Here is a 20941-nt window from a genome sequence, read left to right on the forward strand (position 1 = left end):
ATCCAGCCAGCACGCTTGCCATGAATATCGATACCTCCCTGCCCGAGAGCGCGCAACGGGTCGCGCGCCTGCTCGCCGAAGCCGGTCACGACAAACCGGTGGTGATGCTGCCGCAAACCGGCAAAACCTCGGCCGAAGCGGCCGCCGGCCTGGGCTGCGACGTGGCCCAGATCGCCAAGTCGATCATCTTCCGGCGCGCCGCTGACGACGCCCCGGTGCTGGTCATCGCCAGCGGGGCCAACCGGGTCGACGAACGCAAGGTCGCCGCGCAGGTCGGCCCGCTGGCCAAGGCCGATGCCAAGTTCGTGCGCGACAAGACCGGCTATGCGATCGGCGGCGTGTGCCCGATCGGCCATCTGACACCACCGGTGATGCTGATCGACGCCGATCTGTTCGCGCTAGACAGCCTGTGGGCCGCCGCCGGCCATCCCCATGCGGTGTTCAACCTGAGTCCGCAGCAGCTCGAGGCGATGACCGGCGCGCCGGTGGCCGACGTCGCGCTGCGCGATTGACCGATCCTTCATTTAACCCTTTTGCTGGAGATTCGCCGATGCAAGCTGCCCTGCAACCCGGCTTCGCGTTCGAATGGACTTACCAGGTGCCGCGCAAGGCCCTGGTGCCCGAACTGTACGACGACATCGCGCCATGCCGCGAGATGCCGGCGGTGCTCGCCACCGGCTACATGGCCGGCATCATGGAATGCGCCTGCCTGCAGGCGATCCAGCCGTACCTGGACTGGCCGCAGGAACAGTCGCTCGGCACGCTGATCTCGTTCTCGCATCTGGCCGCCACGCCGGCCGGCGACACCCTGCGCATCCAGGGGCGGCTGGTCGAGATCGACGGACGCCGGCTCAAATTCGAAGTCGAAGCCTGGGACGGCCTCGACAAAATCACCGAAGGCGTGCACGAACGCATGCTGGTCGATAACACGCGCTTTCACACCAAACTGCGCGAAAAGGCCGACAAGCTCGGCCTGGCCATTTAATACGTTGCGCCGCATGCCGTCCCGCCCCGCCTCGCCACCTCACGTGCCGCAGATGCCGCCCTGCTCGCCGGTGCCGTCGCCCTGCACCAATATCTGCCGGATGAACCCGGCCACCGGCTGGTGCGAAGGCTGCTGGCGCACGCTCGACGAGATCGCCGCCTGGTCGACGCTCTCCGAGGCAGCCAAGTGCGACGTGTGGCAAGCACTCGACGCCCGGCGTGCGCAGCATGCGCGCGAATCCTTCTGACACCGACTCGATAACCCATGGGACGCATCGTTCAAATCGGCGAAACCTTCTGCGACACGTTCTCGTTTACCGCCGAGAACATCAAGACCTTTGCCCGACTGGCCAACGACAACAACCCCCTGCATCTGGATGACGACTACGCCGCCGCAAGCCGTTTCGGCGGATTGATCGCCTCGGGCACCCAGCCGATGTCGTATTTCTGCGCGATGCTGGCCACCCACTACTCGATCGATCGCCAGCCTCTGGGCCTGGAGTTCGACGTGCGGCTGAAGAAGGCGGTCGGCGTCGGCGACACCGTCACCATGCAATGGACGGTGGACGAGGCCGTATGGAAGGACAAGCTCGGCGGCGACATCGTCACGCTGCACGGCAGCGCCATCAACCAGCGCGGCGAAACGGCCCTGCTGGGCACCGCCACGATTCTCGTCTGCCCGCGCTCACAGCCCGGCACCGAGCCCGCATGAGCACACCGCCGCTGCCAGCCTCGATGCGCGTGCTGCAGCGCGGCTGGCTGTCGTCCAACAACATCCTGTTCCTGGACGAAGAACCGACGCTGGTCGACAGCGGTTATGTTTCGCATGCCGAACAGACGCTCGCGCTGGTGGAAAACGCACTCGCCGGATACCCGCAAGGACTCAGGCGAATCATCAATACGCATCTGCATTCGGACCACTGCGGCGGCAACGCGCTGCTGCAGCAGCGCTACGGCTGCCGCACCCTGATCCCGGCCGCCGAGGCCGATGTCGTGCGCGACTGGGACGAAGCGCGCCTGAGCTATCGGGCCACCGGGCAGCAATGCGCGCGCTTTGCCTTCGACGGCACGCTGCGGCCAGGCGACACGCTGACGCTCGGCCACCTTGCCTGGGAAGTGCTGGGGGCGCCGGGTCACGACCCGCACTCGCTGATGCTGTACTGCCCGGCCGAGGCCATTCTGATTTCCGCCGACGCCCTGTGGGAAAACGGCTTCGGCGTGATCTTCCCGGAACTCGACGGCGCTTCGGGTTTCGCCGAGCAGGGCGCGGTGCTCGATCTGATCGGCCGGCTCGAGGTGCGCTGCGTGATTCCCGGGCACGGTGCGCCGTTTGGCGAGCCCGCCCGCGCGCTCGACATCGCACGCGGCCGGCTGGCCTACCTGCGCGCCGACCCACGCCGCAATGCCCGCAACGCGCTGAAGGTGCTGATCGTATTCCGGCTGTTATCGGCGCGCCAGCTCGCGCGGGCAGAGCTGCAGGCAATGCTCGCTCAGGCGGATGTGATGCGTGCGGCCGCCGCGATGCTGGCGCCGCCCGCGGATTGGCCGGCGTTGCTCGATGAGCTCTGCGGCGAACTGGCACGCGCCGGCGCGGTTCGACTCGATGGCGACACCGTGAGCGCCGCCGGGCAACCTTGACTTAAGTCATGGCAATCGAGCGTGGGCGTGATAACCGATCAAAAAAAAGCATCGAATTGAGAGATAATCCGCGCAAGGGGCCCCTAGTTACTGCGACCACCGCGTACCGGTACTGAACGAGCGTCCCAATCGAAATGGGCCGCCGCCATGAAAACCAGTAAAGGGAAAGCGAAGCTTCGCCTGGCCGAAGACGCGCCCCCGCCACACTCCCCGACCGAGCCGCCTCCCGCGGCGTCGAGTCCGCCGACCACCGGCAAAGCGCTGGCCGGCAGGGGCAAAGGTTTTGCCCGCCGGATCTATCGGCTGCGCACGATGGGATGCGCGATCGGCTTTTTCTGCGTCGCTGGCGTGTTTCGCCAGTTGCACGCCGCTCCGTGGCTGTGGGCGCTGCTCGTGTTCCACGGCTACCTCTGTGGCCGCACCTCGCTTATCGCCTTGCGTTGCGCGCCCGCGTGCCCTATCGGGGCGAGCGCCGCAATCTGATGATCGACGCGGCATTCGGCGGTTTCTGGGTCGTCGCGATGCGTTTCAACCTGCTGCCAAGCCTGGTGCTCATCACCATGCTGTCGATGGACGATATCGGCGCAGGCGGCCTGGCGCTGTTCTGGCGAGGCCTGATCGCGCACGCGGCGGGCGCCGTCGTCGGCGCCGGCGTGCTCGGCCTGCACGTTGCCCCGACCTCCGACATGTTCAATATCGTGACCTGCCTGCCAATGCTGGTGCTTTATCCGATCGCGCTGGGGCAGGCGACCTACGAAATGTCGCAAAAGCTCGCCCAGCGCACCCGCGAACTCGAATACCTGAACCAGCACGACGGGCTCACGGGCCTGTTCAGCCGCTTCTACTGGGAAGCCTGCCTGGCCAGAACCTTCGATGAATGTCTCGCCAGCGGCCGGCCCGCCTGCCTGATCATGCTGGATCTCGATCATTTCAAGCAGATCAACGATACGCATGGCCATCTCGCCGGCGACCTGGTGCTGCAGAAATTCGCGGGCACGCTGCGCGAGAGCCTGCGCAGCGAGGACATCATCGGCCGCTATGGCGGCGAGGAATTCGGCGTGATCCTGCCCGGCGTGAACGCCGACCAGGCGGAGCCGATCATCGACCGGCTGCTCGCCAGGCTGCGCGCGCAAACCAGCCTCGATCGGGAAATGCCGCCCGGCTGCACCGCGAGCGCCGGCATAGTCGCCTTTTCCGCGGGATTCCCCAACCCCGACGCCTGGTTGCAACAGGCCGACCACGCGCTGTATCAGGCCAAGCGCCTGGGCCGGGATCGCCTGGTGGTCTGTTGAGCAGGCCATCATGCCTGGCTCGGCGCCACGCCGGCGACCTCGGTCCGGCGCGCCGGGTTCAACCCTGCTCGCGTACCTTCGCGCGCTGGCGATGCGCCGCCACCTTGGCGCGATTGCCGCAGATTGCCATGCTGCACCAGCGACGCGCGTGAGCGCGCGTGTGATCGGCAAACAGCAGCGTGCAGCGCGGCCCCTCGCACGCCTTCACGTAGGTGAAATCCTGCTCGCAGATCAGTCGCGCCAGCGCCTCGGCGATCGGCATCAGCAACGACGCTGGGGATTTCCAGCGGCGGCGCGAACGTAGCCTCAAGGCCGCGCCTCCGTCTGCCGCGCCGGCCACGACTTCGCCATATTGATCGTCCTGCGCGAGCAACCGGTTCAGCGGCTCGATCTCGCTCAATTTAACGGTATCCAGCGGCCGTCCCTTGCGTTTGCCGACGAAGGCGCGAAACCACTCGCGCAGTGCGCGCGCCTGCGCCGCCACTTCGTCGAGTTCGGCTGGCGCGGCCTGCGAGCGCATCTCGGCAAGCACTGAAGCCGGCACCAGATTCGCCTGGGCCAGCCATGCCAGCAAGCCTTCGCCGTCGGCGAGCCAGTCGACCGGCTCGTCCACCGGCGTGGCAACCGAATTCAGAAAGTCGAGGCCCGGTGCATCGGCCACGAATATCGCGGGAATCTGGCGGTAGTCCATTGGGGCAACGAGGAAGGAAAAATGATAAGAAAATTGTAACCTCTAAAAATAGCATTGACAAGTTACCAATTGATTGAATAACCTTTAAAAAACACAAATAGAGGTTACACATTTGCGGTACGTCACGATCTCCGGTAACGGCCGCCTTTCTCCAAAGGAGCAAGACATGTCTGTGAATAACGTAAGCGTTGTACTGGCGCACGGCGCATGGGCGGATGGATCGAGTTGGCGCAAGGTGATCGATATGCTGCGGGCGCAGCATATCGATGCCGTCGCAGCGCCCTTGCCGCTGACCTCATTGAGCGAGGACGTCGCCGCGCTCGAGCGCACACTCGAGCGAATCGATGGCCCGGTGGTGCTGGTCGGCCATGCCTACGCGGGCGCCGTCATTGCAGGCGTCCTCAATGAGCGTGTGGCGGCGCTGGTGTACGTCGCGGCGCTCGCGCCCGACGAGGGCGAAACCGTGGCCGACATGTTCTATCGCGCCGAGCCCCACCCGCAAGCCCCCCGCCTGGCGCCCGATCGCCATGGCCTGATCTGGCTGCCGCACGAAGCGTTCGCGACGGCGTTTGCTCAATATGCTTCGCCGCCTGAGCTATCGGTGCTCGCAGCGGTACAGCGCCCCATCGCGGCGGCATGCATCGGCCAGGCGCTCGAGCGCCCGCTCTGGCGCGACCGCCCCAGTTGGTTTCTGGTCGCCGGGCAGGACCGGATGATCCACCCCGAGACGCAGTCCTTCATGGCGCGCCGCATGGGTGCGCGCATCCATGCGCACCCGGTCGATCACACGCCGATGGTCAGCGCGCCGGGCGTCGTCACGGACCTCATTGTCGAAGCAGCCCGGACCATCTCAGCCAGCTAGCGACCTCACGACCTGCATTCCCCGCAATTGGGTGCCGCGTTTGGGTGCCCGTATCCCCCTCCTTTACTTTTCTTTGGGATGAAAATCATGACTGCCATTACCTATCGCCATGCCGACGTCGACGGTTTCAAGGTGTTCTACCGCGAAGCGGGCCAGCCGGGCACGCCGAAACTATTACTGCTGCATGGCTTCCCGAGCGCGAGCCATATGTTTCGCGACCTGATCCCCGAACTCGCGAACCGCTTCCACATCGTCGCACCGGACCTGCCCGGCTTCGGACAATCGGATATGCCCGGGCGCGATCGGTTTGCCTACACGTTCGACAATATCGCCAAGGTCATCGGGCGCTTCACCGAAGTGATCGGCTTCGAGCGTTTCGCGGTTTATGTGTTCGACTATGGCGCACCGACGGGCTTCAGGCTCGCGCTCGAGCACCCCGAACGAATCACCGCGCTGATTTCGCAGAACGGCAACGCCTACGAAGAGGGGTTGAGCGAGGGCTGGAATCCGATCCGCGCCTATTGGCAAGATCCGTCGCAAGCCAATCGCGAGGCGCTGCGCGCACTGCTCACGGACGAGACAACGGTCTGGCAGTACACGCACGGCGTGCCGAACCCGGCCAGCGTATCGCCGGATGGCTACTCGCTGGACGCGTTTTACCTGAGCCGGCCGGGTGCGCACGAGATTCAACTCGATCTGTTCGGCGACTATAAAAGCAACGTCGCGCTGTACCCGGCGTTCCAGCAATATTTCCGGACCCATCAACCGCCATTGCTGGCCGTGTGGGGCAGGCACGATCCGTTCTTCTTGCCGGCCGGCGCCGAAGCATTCAAGCGCGACTTGCCGAATGCGGTGGTGCGCATGTTCGACACCGGGCATTTTGCGTTGGAGACGCATGCGGCACAGATCGGCGCGGCGATCGTGGATTTCCTGACACGTTGAGCCGCGAGCCGGGCAATGCGCAGCGCGGTTGCCCGGCCATTCACGGCGCTCCGGCGCCGCACTGGCACGCCAGCGCCCCAGTGCGGCCAGCAGCAAGAACACCCCCCGAAATCAATCGACGCTGGCATACACGGAGGCCACGCAAATGAGCGGCCATCACCATGCATCCCATGCCGGCAAGGCGGGATTTTTCGTCATTCTGGTCACCTCGACTTTCCTGATGGGGTCGAGCTTCGTGTCAGGCAAGATCCTGCTGGCGCAGGGGTTTGCTCCCATGTCGCTGGTGGGCTGGCGGTTTCTGGTCGCCGCGCTCGCCACCTTGCCGCTGGCGCGGCTCGACAACCGCTCGCTGCGTGCGGCCCTGGTGCCCCGCGGCATGCGAGCGCGCGATGTGGCCCTGGTTGCCCTGATCGGGCTGACACAAACCGCGGCGGTGATGGGCCTGCTGTTTCTCTCCATGCGGTCGATCTCGGCAGCCACGGCGGCGATCCTGCTTTTCACCAATCCGATCTGGGTAGCGGTGTTGGGTCGGCTGTTTCTCGGCGAGGCATTGCATCGGCATCGGGCCGCCGGCCTGTTGCTGGGAATCGTCGGCGTCGTGCTCGCGATCGGGCTGGGCGCCGGCACGCTCTCGTCCCCGGGCGCCTTGGCCGGCGAGCTGATTGGGCTGGCCTCCGCGGTGTGCTGGGCGGCCGCCACCATCGTCAACAAGCGTGCCAACCTGCCAATGGGCGCCTGGGCCTTGAGCTTCTGGCAAATGCTGATCGGCTCGGTCGCCCTGTTGGTCATCGCGTACGCTAGCGGCGAGCACTGGCCCGCAGCGGTCAATCCGACCCAATGGGGATGGTTTCTCTGGCTGTCGATCCCGGCCTCGACCGGCTCGTTCGGCCTGTGGTTCGTCGCGCTCAGGCAAGGCGGGGCCACCAGAACCAGCGGCTATCTGTTTCTCGCGCCGCTGTTTACCGTCGTGCTATCGTTTTTCTTGCTCGACACGACGTTGTCGTGGCTGCAGGCAGCGGGCGGCTTGTTGATCTGCGTCGCGCTGTGGTTGGTCAACCGCGAAATTCCCGCGCGCACTGAACAGGAACGAATGAATGCGGCGCTCGCCGAAGGCGAAGCCTGACCATTGTTATGAACGAACGACATGGTCCGGACACGACATGAGCACCGGCAACGTCCGAGCGTGTAAACTGCTGCCTTTTTCGACACAAGCAATATGGTGCAAGTCCCGCAACGTACAACGCCGGGCGCTCCGGCGCTGGTTCGCTTGCTGGCGCGGCTCGCGCAGCTCGACGTTGCCGAACCCGGGCAGTCTCTGGCGGACCGGCTCGGCCAATGGCTGAGCTGGACCGATGCCATTACGCTGTCCTCGGCGCTGAGCGCCCGGGCGCCGGCGGCGCCGGCCCACGCCGATGCACGCTCGGCGAGTGATGATGCCGAACGCATGTGCGCACGGGTGCGTACCGCGCTGACCAACGCCATCGCCGGCGCCAGCGGCGTGGTAAGCAGCGCCGGTCGCCGCACGGCGTCGCGTGCGCCGGTGCGGCGCAACACGGCCGACCCGGTCCCCGAGTTCGCGGTGTTTCGCCAGGATTACCTCACCGTGCAGCAAACGATGCAAACCGACATCGGCCTGTTGCGCGAGCGGCTGCGCCGGCAACTCATGGCCCGGACCCCGGAGCTGGCACGGCTCGCGGTGCTGGACGCCAGCCTGGAGCAGGCGCTCGACGCCCGCGAGCGCACCCTGCTGGCCACCGTGCCCACCCTGCTCGCCGTGCACTTCGAGCGGCTGCGCGAGGCCGGGCAGCAGATGCAGGCCGATGTGCCGGAGGCGGCCATGCCGGCTGCCGCGCGCGCCTGGCTGGGCCAGTTCCGCCAGGACATGCAGCGGATCCTGCTGGCCGAGCTGGAGATTCGTTTTCAACCGATCGCGGGGCTGCTTGCCGCCCTGCGCACCTGTTAATTGGGACGCCATGTCCAGATATCGCTTTCATCTTGTGGTTTTTTTGGTCGGCTTGGCCGCCGTGTGCTGGATCGGCGCCGGCTATGCCGGCTCGAACCCGCTGGCGCTGACGGCCACCGCCGTGGTGGGCGCCTGCTATCTGGCGGGGGCCTTTGAACTGAAACGCTACGCTCAGGCCACCGCCGCGCTCGAACATGCGGTGGCGGGCCTGGCCGAGCCGCCGCCGGCGCTGGACGCCTGGCTCGGGCAAGTGCCGCCGGGCCTGCGCGGTGCCGTACGTCTGCGTATCGAGGGCGAGCGCGTGGCCTTGCCGGGGCCTGCGCTGACGCCGTATCTGGTCGGCATGCTGGTGTTGCTGGGCATGCTCGGCACACTGCTCGGCATGGTCGCCACGCTCAAGGGTACCGGGGCCGCCCTGGACGGCGCGGCCGACCTGCAGGCGATCCGCACCTCGCTGGATGCGCCGCTCAAGGGGCTCGCGTTCGCGTTCGGCACCTCGATCGCCGGGGTCTCCACCTCCGCGATGCTGGGCCTGCTCTCGGCCCTGTGCCGGCGCGAGCGGCTGCACGCCGCACAGGCGCTCGACGCCAGGATCGCCACCACGCTGCGCGGCTACTCGCACGCGCATCAGCGCGAAGAGGCATTCAAGCTGCTGCAGCGCCAAACCGAGACCATGCCCGCGCTGGTCGACCGCCTCGAAGCGGTGATGACCGCCCTGACGCAGCACAGCCGCACGGCGAGCGAGCAACAGTTGGCCACTCAGCAGGCATTCCTGGACAAAACGGAGGCGGCCTATGCGCGCCTGGCCGATTCGGTCGGGCAATCGCTGCGGCAAAGCGCCGCCGAGGGCGCCCAGGCCGCAGGGGCCGCGCTGCAGCCGGTAATGGCCGCCACCATGGCGGAACTCACGCGCGAGGCAGCCACGCAGCGCGAGACCGTTACGCAAGCCGTGCAGCAGCAGCTCGACGCGTTGGCAAGCGGGTTGGCCGCGACCAATACCTCCATCGCCGAGACCTGGAGCCGTGCGCTGGCCGAGCAGCGCCAGGCCGGCGAGCGCGCCGCCCGGGATCTGAGCGCCTCGTTCGATCGCGTCGTCGAAACCTTCGAGCAACGTTCGACGAGCCTGGTCGAGGGCGTCTCGGCGCGGCTCGAGCACGCCACGGCCAGCGCCAGCCAGACCTGGGCCCAAACGCTGGCGCAGCATGCCGAGGCCAACGAGCGGCTGGCCGGGCGCCACCAGCAGTCACTGGAGGCGGCCGCCGCGGCCGTCGAGCAGCACGCGGCGTCGCTGCTGCGCAGCGTGAGCGAATCGCATACGCGCTGGCAGGAAGACTGGCAAAGCGCATCGGCCCGGCGCGAAGAACAACGGCTGGCAGCCTGGCACGAGAGCCTCGGCGAGATGGCTGCGGGGCTCACCGAACAGCTGGCGCAAGCCGCCACCCGCGGCGAGCAGCAACAGCACGCGATCTGCGAGACCCTGGCGCGTACCGCGAGCGAAATCTCGGCCCAGGCGCATACGCAGGCCAGCCAGACGATCGCCGAAATTTCCCAGCTCGTGCAGGCCGCATCCGCGGCGCCCAAGGCCGCCGCCGACATGGTCGCGCAACTGCGCGAGCAACTCTCCGAGAGCCTGGCGCGCGATACCGCGACGCTCGAAGAGCGCAGCCGCATGCTGGCGACCGTGGAGACCTTGCTCGTTGCCGTGAATCATGCATCGACCGAGCAGCGCGCGGCGATCGACGCACTGGTGGCAACCTCGGCGGACCTGCTGCAGCGCGTTGGCGGACAATTCACCGAACGGGTCGAGGCCGAGACCGGCCGGCTCGCGGACGCGGCCGCCCAGGTGAGCGTCGGCGCAGTCGAGGTCGCCAGCCTTGGCGACGCCTTCGGCGCCGCGGTACAACTGTTCGGTCAGGCCAACGACAAGCTGACGGCGCACCTGCAACGCATCGAGGCCGCGCTGGAAAAATCGCTCGCGCGCAGCGACGAGCAACTTGCCTATTACGTTGCGCAGGCCAGGGAGGTAATCGACCTGAGCATGTTGTCGCACCGTCAGATCGTCGACGATTTGCAGCGTCTGGGCGGGCCGCTCGCCAATGGAGTCGAGGCCGCATGAACGAGGAGATCGACGGCGGCGCCGAGCCGAGCGCGCCGGTATGGGCGGCCTTCGGCGATTTGATGTCGGTGTTGCTGGGCGCATTCGTGCTGATCCTGGTCGCGGTGCTCGGCGTGCAGCTGGGTCTGTCGACCAAACTCGAGCACGAGATCAGGCAGCGGCAACTCGAGGCACAGCGGCGTCACGCGCTGGAGCAGGCGCTGGCGGGGCCGCTCGCGGCCGGCCGGGTGACGCTCGTCAACGGGCGCATCGGCATCAGCGGCAGCGTACTGTTCGCGCTCAATTCCGATCAACTGCAACCGCAAGGCCGGGTGCTGCTCAAGAGCCTGGTCGGGCCGCTCTCGGCCTACCTCAAGACGCATGACCAGATCCTGATGGTCAGTGGATTTGCCGACGACCTGCCAGTGCGCTCGACCAATCGGCGCTTCGCCGATAACTGGGAACTGTCGGCCCAGCGCGCGCTGACTGTCACGCGTGCGTTCATCGACGAGGGCATTCCCGCTTCGTCGGTATTTGCCGCGGCATTCGGCTCGGAGCAACCGGTGAGCAGCAACACCGACGCGGCGGGGCGGGCCAGGAACCGGCGCGTCGAAATCGCCGCCGTGCCGCGCCCGGGAGCCACCGATGGCGGCCTGCATGACTAGCGCCGCCGACCAGGCCCGCGCAACGCTCGAAGCCTGGCGTGCGAGCGGCGCCGACCGGCTTGATCCGGTGCGCTTTGCTTTCATCGACGCACTGCAGCGGCGCGCCGCCGGTCATACCGGGCAGGCGCGCCGCCTGCTCGATGAGCGGCTGTCGGCGCTGCTGGCAGCGTATGCCGACGGTCTGCCGCAGGCCGCCGACACGCTCGCGTCTCGGGACACTCCGGCCAGCGATTCGACCGTCCGGAGCGATACGGGCCGGCCGCTGGCCGGCCTGCTCGATGCCATCGCCGCCGGCGGTGCGGCGCAGCGCTCGCCAGACTATCCGGAGCTCGCGCTGCTCGACTACTTCAGGGAAACCTGGGCAGCACTCAGTGCCGAACAACAGTTGCGGCAATCGCTCGACCACGTGCCGGCCAACGCCGGCCCGCTCAATTCCAGCAGTCTCGTGCACCGCTCGCTTGCTCTCATGCGCGAGGTCTCGCCCGGCTACCTGCGGCACTTCCTGTCGTATGTCGATGCCCTCGCGTGGCTGGGGCAACTCGGCGGCGACGGCGCCGTGCCGGGCAACGACACACCGTCGGCCAAGCCGGTCGACAACCCCGCCGGCCGCAAAACAAAACGCGCCGCGAAGTCCCGCTGAGCACGCACGACCCGGTTATAGCCGGTTGACCGTCCTGATCATTTCGGCCATCCGGCCGCTCTCGGCGGCGAAGCGCAACGGCTTGCAGCGCTCGACGATGACCTCGGACTCGCCGCGTTCGAGCAACTGCATGACTTCATCGATGAATTGCGCAAGCGGCATCGCATTCGGGTCGGAAGCCTGGAACTCGCCAAGCAATTCGGTCTGCACATACGGCGGCGCGATCTCGACGACTTCGACGGGCGTGCCCTGCAACTGATGCCGCAGCGACATCGAATACGAATGGATCGCCGCCTTGGTGGCGCTGTAGGTCGGCGACGAAAACATCGGCACGAAGGCCAGGCCCGACGAGACCGTCACCAGCGTGCTGCGCGGCTGTTTGAGCAAATGCGGCAGCAATGCCGCGCTCATGCGCAGCGTACCCGACAGGTTCGTCGCAATGGTTTGCTCGGCATCGTGGAGATCCGCGGGGGACTGCTTGATATCTTCCTCGCGCATGATGCCGGCGTTGTTGATCAGCACGTTCAACGCGGGGAACCGGGCGATCGCCTGCTCGGCCAATGCCGCAATGCTGGCCTTGTCGGTGATGTCGAGTTGCAACGACACCATGCCGGGATTGGCTGCGGTGACTTCATCCAGGGCGGCTTGGCGACGCCCGGAGATGATGACTTGATTGCCCAGCTTGTGAAACGCTTCGGCCAGCGCCCGGCCAATGCCCGACGCGCCGCCGGTAATCAGAATGGTATTGCCCGTGATGTTCATGATCGACTCCTTTAAGTTGACGGTTTGTACGATAATGCAATCACTTTCCATTCGGAAGTAGGCACCCAAAAGATTTGTACTTACCAAAAGGAGAGCGACATGAACAAAACTCCGAAGGAACCGACGGCGTCGCCGCCCACAAAAACCTATCCACCGCTCGCCCCGGAGGTCGAGGCACTGGTGCACGAAATCATCGGCCAGGTCGCCGGCAAGTGGACCATGATCATCCTCGACCTGCTGCAGGAAAAGGGCACCTTGCGCTTCACGCAGATCGGCAAGACGGTGAGCGGCATCAGCCAGAAAATGCTGACCCAGACCCTGCGGGAAATGGAGCGCGACGGACTGGTCGTGCGCACCGTGCACCCGGTTATCCCGCCCCATGTCGACTATGCGCTGACACCGCTGGGCGAGAGCCTGAGCGAGGCGTTTTGCAGCGTCTGGCTATGGACCGAAAAGCACTACGGCGAGATTCAGAAAGCACGCGAGGCGTTTGCGGCGGTCTCGAAGCAACCCTCCAATTCGATTGCGCGCGAGCGCCGGTGAAGCCCCTATAATCGAACGGTCGTTCATTACCCGCCCAATCGAGGAGATGTTGCATGGCTCTTCCGCCGCTGCTGCAAAATCTGGCGCTGCCTGTCGTGGCCTCGCCGATGTTCATCGTCAGTTACCCCGAGCTGGTGCTGGCCCAATGCAAGGCCGGCATCGTCGGCTCGTTCCCGGCGCTCAACGCGCGCCAGCCCGAGCTGCTCGACGAGTGGCTCACACGCATCAACGAAGAACTCACCGCGTTCAAGGCGGCTCATCCGGAGCGCCCGGTCGGCCCGCTGGCCGTCAACCAGATCGTGCATCAATCGAACGCGCGGCTCGAGCACGACGTGCGGGTCTGCATCGATCACAAGGTGCCGATTTTCATCACCAGCCTGCGCGCGCCGATCAAGGAGATTCTCGACGCGGTGCATAGCTACGGCGGTATCGTGCTGCATGACGTGATCAACATCCGGCATGCGCAGAAGGCGCTCGAAGCCGGCGTGGACGGGCTGATTCTGGTGGCTGCCGGTGCCGGCGGCCACGCGGGCATGCTCTCGCCGTTTGCGCTGGTGGGCGAGGTGCGTAAATTCTTCGACGGCCCGCTGGTGCTCTCCGGGGCCATCGCAACCGGTGGCGCGATTCTCGCCGCGCAGGCGATGGGGGCCGATCTGGCCTACATCGGCACGCGCTTCATCGCCTCCGAGGAAGCGCACGCGACCGACGAATACAAGCGGGCGATCGTCGACGCCAGCGCGGCCGACATCATCTACACCAACCTGTTCACCGGCGTCCACGGCAACTACATCCGCCAGAGCATTCTCAATGCCGGCCTCGATCCGGACAATCTGCCGGCCTCGGATAAAAGCAAGATGGACTTTTCCGGCGGCACTTCAAAAGCGAAGGCGTGGAAGGATATCTGGGGCGCCGGGCAAGGCGTGGGGCTGATGGAAAGCGTGCAGCCGGCCGGCCAGATCGTCGCGCAATTGAAGGAAGAATACGAAGCCGCGCGTCGGCGGCTGCTCGCCTGAGCAAAACGCCGGCATGTGCAGGCGCACATGCCGGCGTCAAGCAATCAAATAATCAATACGTGTACACGCCGCGCCCGCTCTTGCGCCCCAGGTAGCCCGCGGCCACCATTTCCTTGAGCAGCGGGCAGGGACGGTATTTGGAATCGGCGAACTCCTCGTAGTACACCTCCATCACCGACAGGCATACGTCGAGGCCGATCATGTCGGCCAGCGCCAGCGGCCCGATCGGATGATTGCAGCCGAGCTTCATGCCGTTGTCGATTTCCTCGGGCGTGGCCAGGCCTTCGCCCAGCACGAAGAAGGCCTCGTTGATCATCGGCACCAGAATGCGGTTGACCACGAAGCCGGGAGCGTTTTTCACGGTGATCGGGGTCTTGCCGAGTTCCTTGGCGAACGCTTCGACCGCCGCATGCGCGGCGTCGCCTGTTTGCAGGCCGCGGATGATTTCGACCAGCGCCATGAGCGGCACCGGGTTGAAGAAATGCATGCCGATGAAGCGCTGCGGATGGGACACCACGGCCGCCAGCTTGGTGATCGAAATCGACGAGGTATTCGAGGCGATGATGGTCTCGGCGTCCACCAGCGCATCGATCTGCTTGAGGATCTTCACCTTCAGATCGAAATTCTCGGTGGCTGCCTCGATCACGATATCGGCGCTCTTGAGCGCCGCGTAATCGGTCGACCCCGCGATGCGTGCGAGCGCGGCGTCCTTGTCGGCCGGCTTGATCTTGTCTTTCTTGATCAGGCGATCCAGGCTGCCCGCGACATTGGCGATGCCCTTTTGCACGGCGGCCTCGCTGATATCGACCATCACCACCTGCAGCCCCACCACGGCGCAGGCCTGCGCAATACCGTTGCCCATCGTGCCCGCGCCAATAATGCCTACCTTCTGAATACCCATCTTCCTGCCTCTTCGCGATTGATGAAAATTGGCGCCCCGTCGGCGTTGCCGCGGGGCCGTTACATGTTGCGCCGGTACTGCCCGCCCACCTCGAACAGCGCGCTGGTGATCTGGCCCAGCGAGCATACCCGCACCGCGTCCATGAGCACGGCGAACACGTTGCCGTTTTCGATCACGGTCTGCCGCAGGCGCTCGAGCATGGCCGGCCCCGCATCGGCGTGCGCGCCCTGGAATTCGCGCAGGCGCTTGAGCTGCGACTGCTTTTCTTCCTCGGTGGAGCGCGCCAGCGCGATGGTGGTCGGCGCATCGGCCTGATGCGGATTGAGGAACGTATTGACGCCGATCACCGGATACGAGCCATCGTGCTTCTTGTGCTCATAATATAGCGACTCCTCCTGGATCTTGCCGCGCTGATAACCGGTTTCCATCGCGCCGAGCACGCCGCCGCGCTCTGCAATGCGCTCGAACTCCTGCAGCACCGCCTCTTCGACCAGATCGGTGAGCGCCTCGATGATGAAGCTGCCCTGGTTGGGGTTTTCGTTTTTCGCCAGACCCCATTCGCGGTTGATGATGAGCTGGATCGCCAGCGCGCGCCGCACCGAGGCCTCGGTGGGCGTGGTAATGGCCTCGTCGTAGGCATTCGTGTGCAGCGAGTTGCAGTTGTCGTAAATGGCGATCAACGCCTGCAGCGTGGTGCGGATGTCGTTGAAGTCGATTTCCTGCGCATGCAGGCTGCGCCCGCTGGTCTGGATGTGATACTTGAGTTTCTGGCTGCGCTCGTTCGCGCCGTATTTCTCGCGCATCGCCACGGCCCAGATGCGGCGCGCGACACGCCCGAGCACCGTATATTCCGGATCCATGCCGTTGGAGAAGAAGAACGACAGGTTCGGCGCGAAATCGTCGATATGCATGCCGCGCGCCAGATAGGCTTCGACGTAGGTGAAGCCGTTGGCCAGCGTGAAGGCGAGCTGCGAGATGGGATTGGCGCCCGCCTCGGCAATGTGATAGCCGGAGATCGACACCGAATAGAAATTGCGCACCTGGTGATGGACGAAATACTCCTGAATGTCGCCCATCACTTTCAGGCTGAATTCGGTCGAGAAGATACAGGTGTTCTGCCCCTGGTCTTCCTTGAGGATGTCGGCCTGCACGGTGCCGCGCACGTTCTGCAGCGCCCATGCGCGGATCTTGGCGATCTCGTCGTCGGTCGGCTCGCGTCCGTTGTCGGCGGCGAACTTGGCCAGTTGCTGATCGATCGCCGTGTTGAAGAACATCGCCAGGATAGTCGGCGCCGGTCCGTTGATCGTCATCGACACCGAGGTATTCGGCGAACACAGGTCGAAGCCGTCGTACAACGCCTTCATATCGTCGAGCGTGGCGATCGACACGCCCGAATTGCCGACCTTGCCGTAAATATCGGGGCGCTCGCCCGGGTCGAAGCCGTATAGCGTGACCGAGTCGAACGCGGTCGACAGACGCTTGGCCGGCATGCCTTCCGAGACCAGCTTGAAGCGGCGATTGGTACGGAACGCGTCGCCCTCGCCGGCGAACATGCGGGTCGGATCCTCGTTCTCGCGCTTGAAGGCGAACACGCCGGCCGTGTACGGAAACGAGCCCGGCACGTTTTCCAGCATTTGCCAGCGCAGAATCTCGCCTTCGTCGACGAACCTGGGCAGCACCACCTTGGGAATCCGGCTGCCGGAGAGCGTCGTGTAGGTCAGCGCGGTGCGAATCTCCTTGTCGCGGATCTTCACCACATATTCGTCGCCGCTATAGGCCTTGAGCGTTTGCGGCCATTGCGCAAGCAGCTTCTTTTCGTTTGCGCCGAGCTGAGCGTCGCGCTCGGCCAGCAGTTGGCCGAGTTGCTCGGCGCCGGCCTGGTCGCCGCCGGCCTCGGCAAGCATGCGGCGCGCCTCGCGCAGTTGCTGGCGCTCGCGCGCCACGCGGCTCTGAGCTTGCACGCGCTGGTGATAATGGCGCACCGTATCGGCGATTTCCGCCAGATAGCGGCTGCGCGCCGGCGGCAAAATCGCGCCACGGTAACTCGGCATATGACCGTCGACCACCGGCAGGCGCCCCGCCTCGGCCTTCAGTCCCTTTGTCTTGAGTGCCGACAGCAGGCCCTGATACAAGGCGGTCACGCCATCGTCGTTGAAGTGCGCGGCCATCGTGCCGTAGACCGGCATTTGCTCGGGCGGCGTGCTCCATGCCTCGCGATTGCGCTGCACCTGCTTGGCGACGTCGCGCAGCGCATCGCGCGCGCCCTTGCGGTCGAACTTGTTGATCGCCACGAAGTCGGCGAAATCAAGCATGTCGATCTTTTCCAACTGGCTGGCCGCGCCGAACTCGGGCGTCATCACATACAGCGACAGGTCCGAGTGCGGCACGATCGCCGCGTTGCCCTGGCCGATACCCGAGGTCTCCACCACGATCAAATCGAAGCCGGCCACCTTGCACGCATCCAGCACGTCGGGCAGCGCCGGCGAGATCTCGCTGTCGGCCTCGCGCGTGGCCAGCGAGCGCATGAACACGCGCGGCCCCTGGCCCCAGTCGCCGATCGCGTTCATGCGGATGCGATCGCCCAGCAGCGCCCCGCCCGATTTGCGGCGCGACGGATCGACCGCGATCACGGCGATGCGCCAGCTGTCGCCCTGATCGAGCCGGAAGCGCCGAATCAGCTCATCGGTGAGCGACGACTTGCCGGCGCCCCCGGTGCCTGTAATGCCCAGTACCGGCACGCGCGACGTCTTGGCATGCGCGTGCAGGGTGTCACGCAGGCCGGCGTCGACCTTGCCGTTTTCCAGCACCGTCAACAACTGCGCGAGCGCGCGCCGGTCGCCTGCCAGCACCGCATCGAGCGAGTTCGGCGCGAATTGCGACAGATCGCCCAGCTCGGTCTCGCAGCGGTACAGCATGTCGTTGATCATGCCCTGCAGACCCAGCTGCTGACCGTCGTGCGGCGAATAGATGCGCGTCACGCCATAGGCTTCGAGCTCGGCGATTTCCTCCGGCACGATCACCCCGCCGCCGCCGCCGAACACCTTGATATGCTCGCCACCCTGGCGGCGCAGCAGATCGATCATGTACTTGAAGTATTCGACGTGGCCGCCCTGATAGCTCGACACGGCGATGCCGTGCGCATCTTCCTGCAGCGCCGCATCGACCACCTCGGCCACCGAGCGGTTGTGCCCCAGGTGCACCACCTCCGCGCCGCTGGCCTGCAGGATACGGCGCATGATATTGATTGCCGCGTCGTGGCCATCGAACAACGAGGCCGCGGTGACGAAGCGCAACCGCACGCCGGGCTTGTAGTCGGTGAGTTTTTGCGCGATGGATAAATCGGTCATGTCTCCCCCTTGGCAAAGCGCACGCTTCGCATCGCCCGCGCGGCGCAGGAACGCCTCGCCGATCGGGCATCGGTTTCAAACAGTATAGCGGAACGGATTTGCGTGTTGACGTTTACGTTAACGTAACACGATTCCGGCGACGCTCCTGATTTACCGATGGGGCCGGCCAGGCGCGGTCTCGACGCCATCTCGAGCAGGCCTTGGGGGTCAGCGGCGCATGCGCTGCCCCCGAGCGGCGCGCCAATGCCGGCTAGGGGTGAGCGTTCTCGTCAATAGCGCGGCGCTCGCTCGGCACAAAGCTGTCTGTCGAAATGCGCGCCGCGTCGAGTCCCAGAGAGATGCAGGTTTGCGCACAAGCCTCGACGAATCCGGGTGACCCGCCAATTACCGCGCGATGGGTCGCCAATGACGAAAATGTTTGCCGAATCCACGCCGGCGCCAACATTGGATGTGACGTGTATGGACTTTGCTCGTCGGTCACGAGAATTTGATACTTGAAATTGCCATGCCGCCGCGAAAGGCCGACGAGGCGGTCCAGCGCAAAGACTTCGCGCGTCTGGCTCACGGAGTGCAGCAGCAGCATGGGCTCGTCCGCACCACGCTCAAGGGCGTCTTCGAGGATGGCGAGTACGGGTGCAAGACCCGTGCCGCCGGCCAGCCCGATCACGGGGCCCGGGCCATCCGGGAGGCGGCAGGCGCCGAACGGGCCGCGCACCCGAATCAGGTCGCCCACCCGCAATGTGTCGTGGATGAACCCACTCGCCTTGCCAAAGGTGTGGCGGGACACAAACAACTCCAATAACCCGTCGTTTCGGCAGGCCGAGGCGAAGCTATACATTCGATTGGGGTCGACACCGGGAATCTGCACTTCCAGATATGAACCGGCGGGATACACGAACGTCCGGTCGGCCGGCGTAGCGAGCACGACCCGTTTGACTCTGGGCGTCAGGCTGACCACGCTGAGCACTTCCGCGCACATCTCGGTCGCCTGCTCATTGCCCGCGCCGACGCCGCTCGGTATCTCGATTCGCAACTCCGGGGTAATCGCCCGCGCCTGACACAGCAGGCAATAGCCTTGCCCCTTCTCTTCGTCGGTAATCGCCAGGCCGAGAGACCAACCGTGATCGACTGCTCCCGACAACACCCTGACTTTGCATGTGCCGCACGACGCGCCTCGGCATTGGTGAGGAATCCGGATGCCCTGTGCCAGCGCGCCATCGAGAATAATCTCGGCTTGGCCCACGGAAAACTGCTCTCCGGTATTGATCACGGTCACTTCACATGTCGTCATGACCTGAGTCTCCTGTTGTGGATCCACCCGGGCAAGCGATACCCCCGGTCGTGCCTGGCCGTAGCGTTCACCGGTGCCCGCCGGCGAATTCAGCTACCGCGAAATCGCGCGCCAGGCATGAGCGATACGGGCGGTCGATTGCTTATCCTGGGGCGGATTCCAGTTTTTATTTCCTGAATTGATGTTTATAAGCAGTCCATATTTATCAGAATATTGGAATGACTTTTTCCGGATCGTAGACGACCTCCTTGCCGCTGATGCCGACCTCCGGCAGAGCCGGAAATTCAATCCCGTAGGGATCCAGGTTGGCTTTCATTCGCAACACCGCGGTTCGCCAGTTCTCTACGCGCTCCTCCAGCGTAAGAACGCCAAGTCCCGCGGAGCGCGCGACCTCCTCGATTTGCCGTTGTGCGGGTATGAAGGTCGCCGGCAAATCCCAGAACTGTCCCGGCGGTTCATGGAGGATGCCCGACAGGAAGACGAATCCGGCCCGGAGCTGGATCGAAATCATCTCTTTGTCTTCATCTGTCAGTTGCGGCAGCAGTTTCTGAAGCACGGTCAAACAGATGCCCAGATGACGGCCTTCATCCTGTCCGATCCGGCGGAATGCCTCCTTGAATACGGGGATCGTTGTTTTTTGGTACATGCCATGAAACAACGTGGATGAAGCCACTTCGCCGAACAGGAACGAGGTGAACAGGATCGGCAACGGATATTTGTCGACCGCCTTGTTAAAGCCGTTCCAGTAACGCGAGCCGTTGTAGTAAAGCCATTGAACGTTGTTGCGCGCGAGCTTTCCGAGCACCGTTTTCGGTTCGTAGTTGAGCGGGCCGTCGGGTGTAAGGAGGCGAATGGCACGACCGCACACTTCCTCGTGGTTCATCTCGTCTCTGACAACCGAGAAGAAGCATTTTCGAATGGGGTCTTCCTGCTTGCTCTCGTATGTGTGAATCATGGCGCGCGCAAACACCGTGGGCCCGGAGCCGTCAAAGACCGACAGCAGCGTGAACCAGTAGGCCACCGCGTACCTTTGATCGACAGTGAGCGAGTCGACGTCCAGCGTATGCCACGGCAGGGTATGCGGCGACCAGCCCGGGTCTCGGGCGGAATCGTACATTTCATACAACTTTGGCGTCTCGACCTTCCATTCCAGCGGAAAGATATTTTTCGCTTCAATAACAGGGGCGGCATTCGCCGAAAACAAAAGCTTCTCGGGATCCGGCATCTCGTCAAGGAGCACCGGTGGCACCGAAATCTGATTGGCAAGCTGCTCCGTCGTTAGTTTGGTCATCGATAGTCTCCGCAATGGTTG

22 protein-coding genes are annotated in these 20941 nt (G+C 64.8%); 16 read left to right on the forward strand and 6 right to left on the reverse strand.

The window, feature by feature from the left end; all coding sequences use genetic code 11:
- The first annotated feature begins 20 nt into the window (after positions 1–20).
- The 7 genes from EPN80_RS20300 to EPN80_RS20330 all read left to right on the forward strand — a co-directional run bounded on the left by EPN80_RS20300 (position 21) and on the right by EPN80_RS20330 (position 3914).
- Positions 21–512, forward strand: a complete 492-nt coding sequence (locus EPN80_RS20300) for a YbaK/EbsC family protein (RefSeq protein WP_156884879.1) — start codon at positions 21–23, stop codon at positions 510–512.
- Between the two features lie 38 nt (positions 513–550).
- Complete coding sequence (locus EPN80_RS20305) at positions 551–985, forward strand: thioesterase family protein (RefSeq protein WP_047215221.1); 435 nt, start codon at positions 551–553, stop codon at positions 983–985.
- A gap of 13 nt (positions 986–998) precedes the next feature.
- Complete coding sequence (locus EPN80_RS20310) at positions 999–1232, forward strand: DUF1289 domain-containing protein (protein ID WP_293031723.1); 234 nt, start codon at positions 999–1001, stop codon at positions 1230–1232.
- 17 nt (positions 1233–1249) lie between these two features.
- Positions 1250–1696 (forward strand): MaoC family dehydratase, encoded by a 447-nt coding sequence (locus EPN80_RS20315; protein ID WP_293031725.1) that lies wholly within the window; start codon positions 1250–1252, stop codon positions 1694–1696.
- The gene (locus EPN80_RS20320; RefSeq protein ID WP_293031727.1) at positions 1693–2622 is read left to right on the forward strand and encodes an MBL fold metallo-hydrolase; all 930 of its coding nucleotides are present in this window, start codon (positions 1693–1695) and stop codon (positions 2620–2622) included. Before EPN80_RS20315 ends, EPN80_RS20320 begins: the two co-directional genes overlap by 4 nt.
- A 147-nt stretch (positions 2623–2769) precedes the next feature.
- Positions 2770–3105: a hypothetical protein gene (locus tag EPN80_RS20325; protein ID WP_293031729.1), complete on the forward strand. Its 336-nt coding sequence runs from the start codon at positions 2770–2772 to the stop codon at positions 3103–3105.
- Positions 3075–3914 (forward strand): GGDEF domain-containing protein, encoded by an 840-nt coding sequence (locus tag EPN80_RS20330; protein WP_293031731.1) that lies wholly within the window; start codon positions 3075–3077, stop codon positions 3912–3914. Before EPN80_RS20325 ends, EPN80_RS20330 begins: the two co-directional genes overlap by 31 nt.
- Before the next feature lie 58 nt (positions 3915–3972).
- Here EPN80_RS20330 and EPN80_RS20335 read toward each other — a convergent pair whose 3' ends face one another.
- Positions 3973–4605, reverse strand: a complete 633-nt coding sequence (locus EPN80_RS20335; protein ID WP_293031733.1) for an ABATE domain-containing protein — start codon at positions 4603–4605, stop codon at positions 3973–3975.
- Positions 4606–4771: 166 nt separating this feature from the next.
- Between EPN80_RS20335 and EPN80_RS20340 the strand changes: the two genes are divergently transcribed.
- From EPN80_RS20340 to EPN80_RS20370, 7 genes are all read left to right on the forward strand, one after another.
- Positions 4772–5467: an alpha/beta hydrolase gene (locus EPN80_RS20340; protein WP_293031735.1), complete on the forward strand. Its 696-nt coding sequence runs from the start codon at positions 4772–4774 to the stop codon at positions 5465–5467.
- Positions 5468–5554: 87 nt separating this feature from the next.
- Positions 5555–6409, forward strand: coding sequence for an alpha/beta hydrolase (locus EPN80_RS20345; RefSeq protein ID WP_293031737.1), 855 nt, complete (start codon positions 5555–5557; stop codon positions 6407–6409).
- 145 nt (positions 6410–6554) lie between these two features.
- Positions 6555–7532, forward strand: a complete 978-nt coding sequence (locus EPN80_RS20350) for a DMT family transporter (RefSeq protein WP_293031739.1) — start codon at positions 6555–6557, stop codon at positions 7530–7532.
- A gap of 93 nt (positions 7533–7625) precedes the next feature.
- Positions 7626–8372, forward strand: coding sequence for a DUF3348 domain-containing protein (locus EPN80_RS20355; protein ID WP_293031741.1), 747 nt, complete (start codon positions 7626–7628; stop codon positions 8370–8372).
- Between the two features lie 10 nt (positions 8373–8382).
- On the forward strand, positions 8383–10488 hold the full coding sequence (locus EPN80_RS20360) for a DUF802 domain-containing protein (protein WP_293031743.1): 2106 nt from the start codon (positions 8383–8385) through the stop codon (positions 10486–10488).
- Positions 10485–11132 carry an OmpA family protein gene (locus tag EPN80_RS20365; RefSeq protein WP_293031745.1) on the forward strand — a complete coding sequence of 216 codons (648 nt, stop codon included), beginning with the start codon at positions 10485–10487 and terminating at the stop codon, positions 11130–11132. The genes EPN80_RS20360 and EPN80_RS20365 overlap by 4 nt, the downstream gene beginning before the upstream one ends.
- Positions 11125–11772, forward strand: a complete 648-nt coding sequence (locus EPN80_RS20370) for a DUF2894 domain-containing protein (RefSeq protein ID WP_293031747.1) — start codon at positions 11125–11127, stop codon at positions 11770–11772. Before EPN80_RS20365 ends, EPN80_RS20370 begins: the two co-directional genes overlap by 8 nt.
- Positions 11773–11787: 15 nt before the next feature.
- Here EPN80_RS20370 and EPN80_RS20375 read toward each other — a convergent pair whose 3' ends face one another.
- Positions 11788–12534, reverse strand: coding sequence for an SDR family oxidoreductase (locus EPN80_RS20375; protein ID WP_293031749.1), 747 nt, complete (start codon positions 12532–12534; stop codon positions 11788–11790).
- 99 nt (positions 12535–12633) lie between these two features.
- On the opposite strand from EPN80_RS20375, the gene EPN80_RS20380 reads away from it, so the two are divergent.
- Positions 12634–13077 carry a helix-turn-helix domain-containing protein gene (locus EPN80_RS20380; protein ID WP_293031751.1) on the forward strand — a complete coding sequence of 148 codons (444 nt, stop codon included), beginning with the start codon at positions 12634–12636 and terminating at the stop codon, positions 13075–13077.
- 53 nt (positions 13078–13130) lie between these two features.
- Entirely contained in the window at positions 13131–14090 is a 960-nt protein-coding gene (locus tag EPN80_RS20385; RefSeq protein WP_047215235.1) for a nitronate monooxygenase family protein, read from the forward strand.
- 52 nt (positions 14091–14142) lie between these two features.
- On the opposite strand, the gene EPN80_RS20390 is transcribed toward EPN80_RS20385, so the two are convergent.
- From EPN80_RS20390 to EPN80_RS20405, 4 genes are all read right to left on the reverse strand, one after another.
- Complete coding sequence (locus tag EPN80_RS20390; protein WP_293031754.1) at positions 14143–15117, reverse strand: 3-hydroxybutyryl-CoA dehydrogenase; 975 nt, start codon at positions 15115–15117, stop codon at positions 14143–14145.
- Entirely contained in the window at positions 15051–18338 is a 3288-nt protein-coding gene (gene icmF, locus EPN80_RS20395; protein WP_293031756.1) for a fused isobutyryl-CoA mutase/GTPase IcmF, read from the reverse strand. Before icmF ends, EPN80_RS20390 begins: the two co-directional genes overlap by 67 nt.
- A 250-nt stretch (positions 18339–18588) precedes the next feature.
- Positions 18589–19629, reverse strand: a complete 1041-nt coding sequence (locus EPN80_RS20400) for a 2Fe-2S iron-sulfur cluster binding domain-containing protein (protein WP_293031758.1) — start codon at positions 19627–19629, stop codon at positions 18589–18591.
- Positions 19630–19834: 205 nt separating this feature from the next.
- Positions 19835–20920: a hypothetical protein gene (locus tag EPN80_RS20405; RefSeq protein WP_083566825.1), complete on the reverse strand. Its 1086-nt coding sequence runs from the start codon at positions 20918–20920 to the stop codon at positions 19835–19837.
- Positions 20921–20941: the final 21 nt, after the last annotated feature.

Source organism: Pandoraea sp. (assembly GCF_004297875.1).
In the GTDB taxonomy this organism is placed as follows: Bacteria; Pseudomonadota; Gammaproteobacteria; order Burkholderiales; family Burkholderiaceae; genus Pandoraea.

Excerpts from the sequence above, each read along its gene's own strand:
- EPN80_RS20300 (WP_156884879.1), top strand. The coding sequence starts at position 21 with ATGAATATCGATACCTCCCTGCCCGAGAGCGCGCAACGGGTCGCGCGC.
- EPN80_RS20305 (WP_047215221.1), top strand. The coding sequence starts at position 551 with ATGCAAGCTGCCCTGCAACCCGGCTTCGCGTTCGAATGGACTTACCAG.
- EPN80_RS20310 (WP_293031723.1), top strand. The coding sequence starts at position 999 with ATGCCGTCCCGCCCCGCCTCGCCACCTCACGTGCCGCAGATGCCGCCC.
- EPN80_RS20315 (WP_293031725.1), top strand. The coding sequence starts at position 1,250 with ATGGGACGCATCGTTCAAATCGGCGAAACCTTCTGCGACACGTTCTCG.
- EPN80_RS20320 (WP_293031727.1), top strand. The coding sequence starts at position 1,693 with ATGAGCACACCGCCGCTGCCAGCCTCGATGCGCGTGCTGCAGCGCGGC.
- EPN80_RS20325 (WP_293031729.1), top strand. The coding sequence starts at position 2,770 with ATGAAAACCAGTAAAGGGAAAGCGAAGCTTCGCCTGGCCGAAGACGCG.
- EPN80_RS20335 (WP_293031733.1), bottom strand. The coding sequence starts at position 4,605 with ATGGACTACCGCCAGATTCCCGCGATATTCGTGGCCGATGCACCGGGC.
- EPN80_RS20340 (WP_293031735.1), top strand. The coding sequence starts at position 4,772 with ATGTCTGTGAATAACGTAAGCGTTGTACTGGCGCACGGCGCATGGGCG.
- EPN80_RS20345 (WP_293031737.1), top strand. The coding sequence starts at position 5,555 with ATGACTGCCATTACCTATCGCCATGCCGACGTCGACGGTTTCAAGGTG.
- EPN80_RS20350 (WP_293031739.1), top strand. The coding sequence starts at position 6,555 with ATGAGCGGCCATCACCATGCATCCCATGCCGGCAAGGCGGGATTTTTC.
- EPN80_RS20355 (WP_293031741.1), top strand. The coding sequence starts at position 7,626 with ATGGTGCAAGTCCCGCAACGTACAACGCCGGGCGCTCCGGCGCTGGTT.
- EPN80_RS20360 (WP_293031743.1), top strand. The coding sequence starts at position 8,383 with ATGTCCAGATATCGCTTTCATCTTGTGGTTTTTTTGGTCGGCTTGGCC.
- EPN80_RS20365 (WP_293031745.1), top strand. The coding sequence starts at position 10,485 with ATGAACGAGGAGATCGACGGCGGCGCCGAGCCGAGCGCGCCGGTATGG.
- EPN80_RS20370 (WP_293031747.1), top strand. The coding sequence starts at position 11,125 with ATGACTAGCGCCGCCGACCAGGCCCGCGCAACGCTCGAAGCCTGGCGT.
- EPN80_RS20375 (WP_293031749.1), bottom strand. The coding sequence starts at position 12,534 with ATGAACATCACGGGCAATACCATTCTGATTACCGGCGGCGCGTCGGGC.
- EPN80_RS20380 (WP_293031751.1), top strand. The coding sequence starts at position 12,634 with ATGAACAAAACTCCGAAGGAACCGACGGCGTCGCCGCCCACAAAAACC.
- EPN80_RS20385 (WP_047215235.1), top strand. The coding sequence starts at position 13,131 with ATGGCTCTTCCGCCGCTGCTGCAAAATCTGGCGCTGCCTGTCGTGGCC.
- EPN80_RS20390 (WP_293031754.1), bottom strand. The coding sequence starts at position 15,117 with ATGCTCGCTGGGCCAGATCACCAGCGCGCTGTTCGAGGTGGGCGGGCA.
- icmF (WP_293031756.1), bottom strand. The coding sequence starts at position 18,338 with ATGACCGATTTATCCATCGCGCAAAAACTCACCGACTACAAGCCCGGC.
- EPN80_RS20400 (WP_293031758.1), bottom strand. The coding sequence starts at position 19,629 with ATGACGACATGTGAAGTGACCGTGATCAATACCGGAGAGCAGTTTTCC.
- EPN80_RS20405 (WP_083566825.1), bottom strand. The coding sequence starts at position 20,920 with ATGACCAAACTAACGACGGAGCAGCTTGCCAATCAGATTTCGGTGCCA.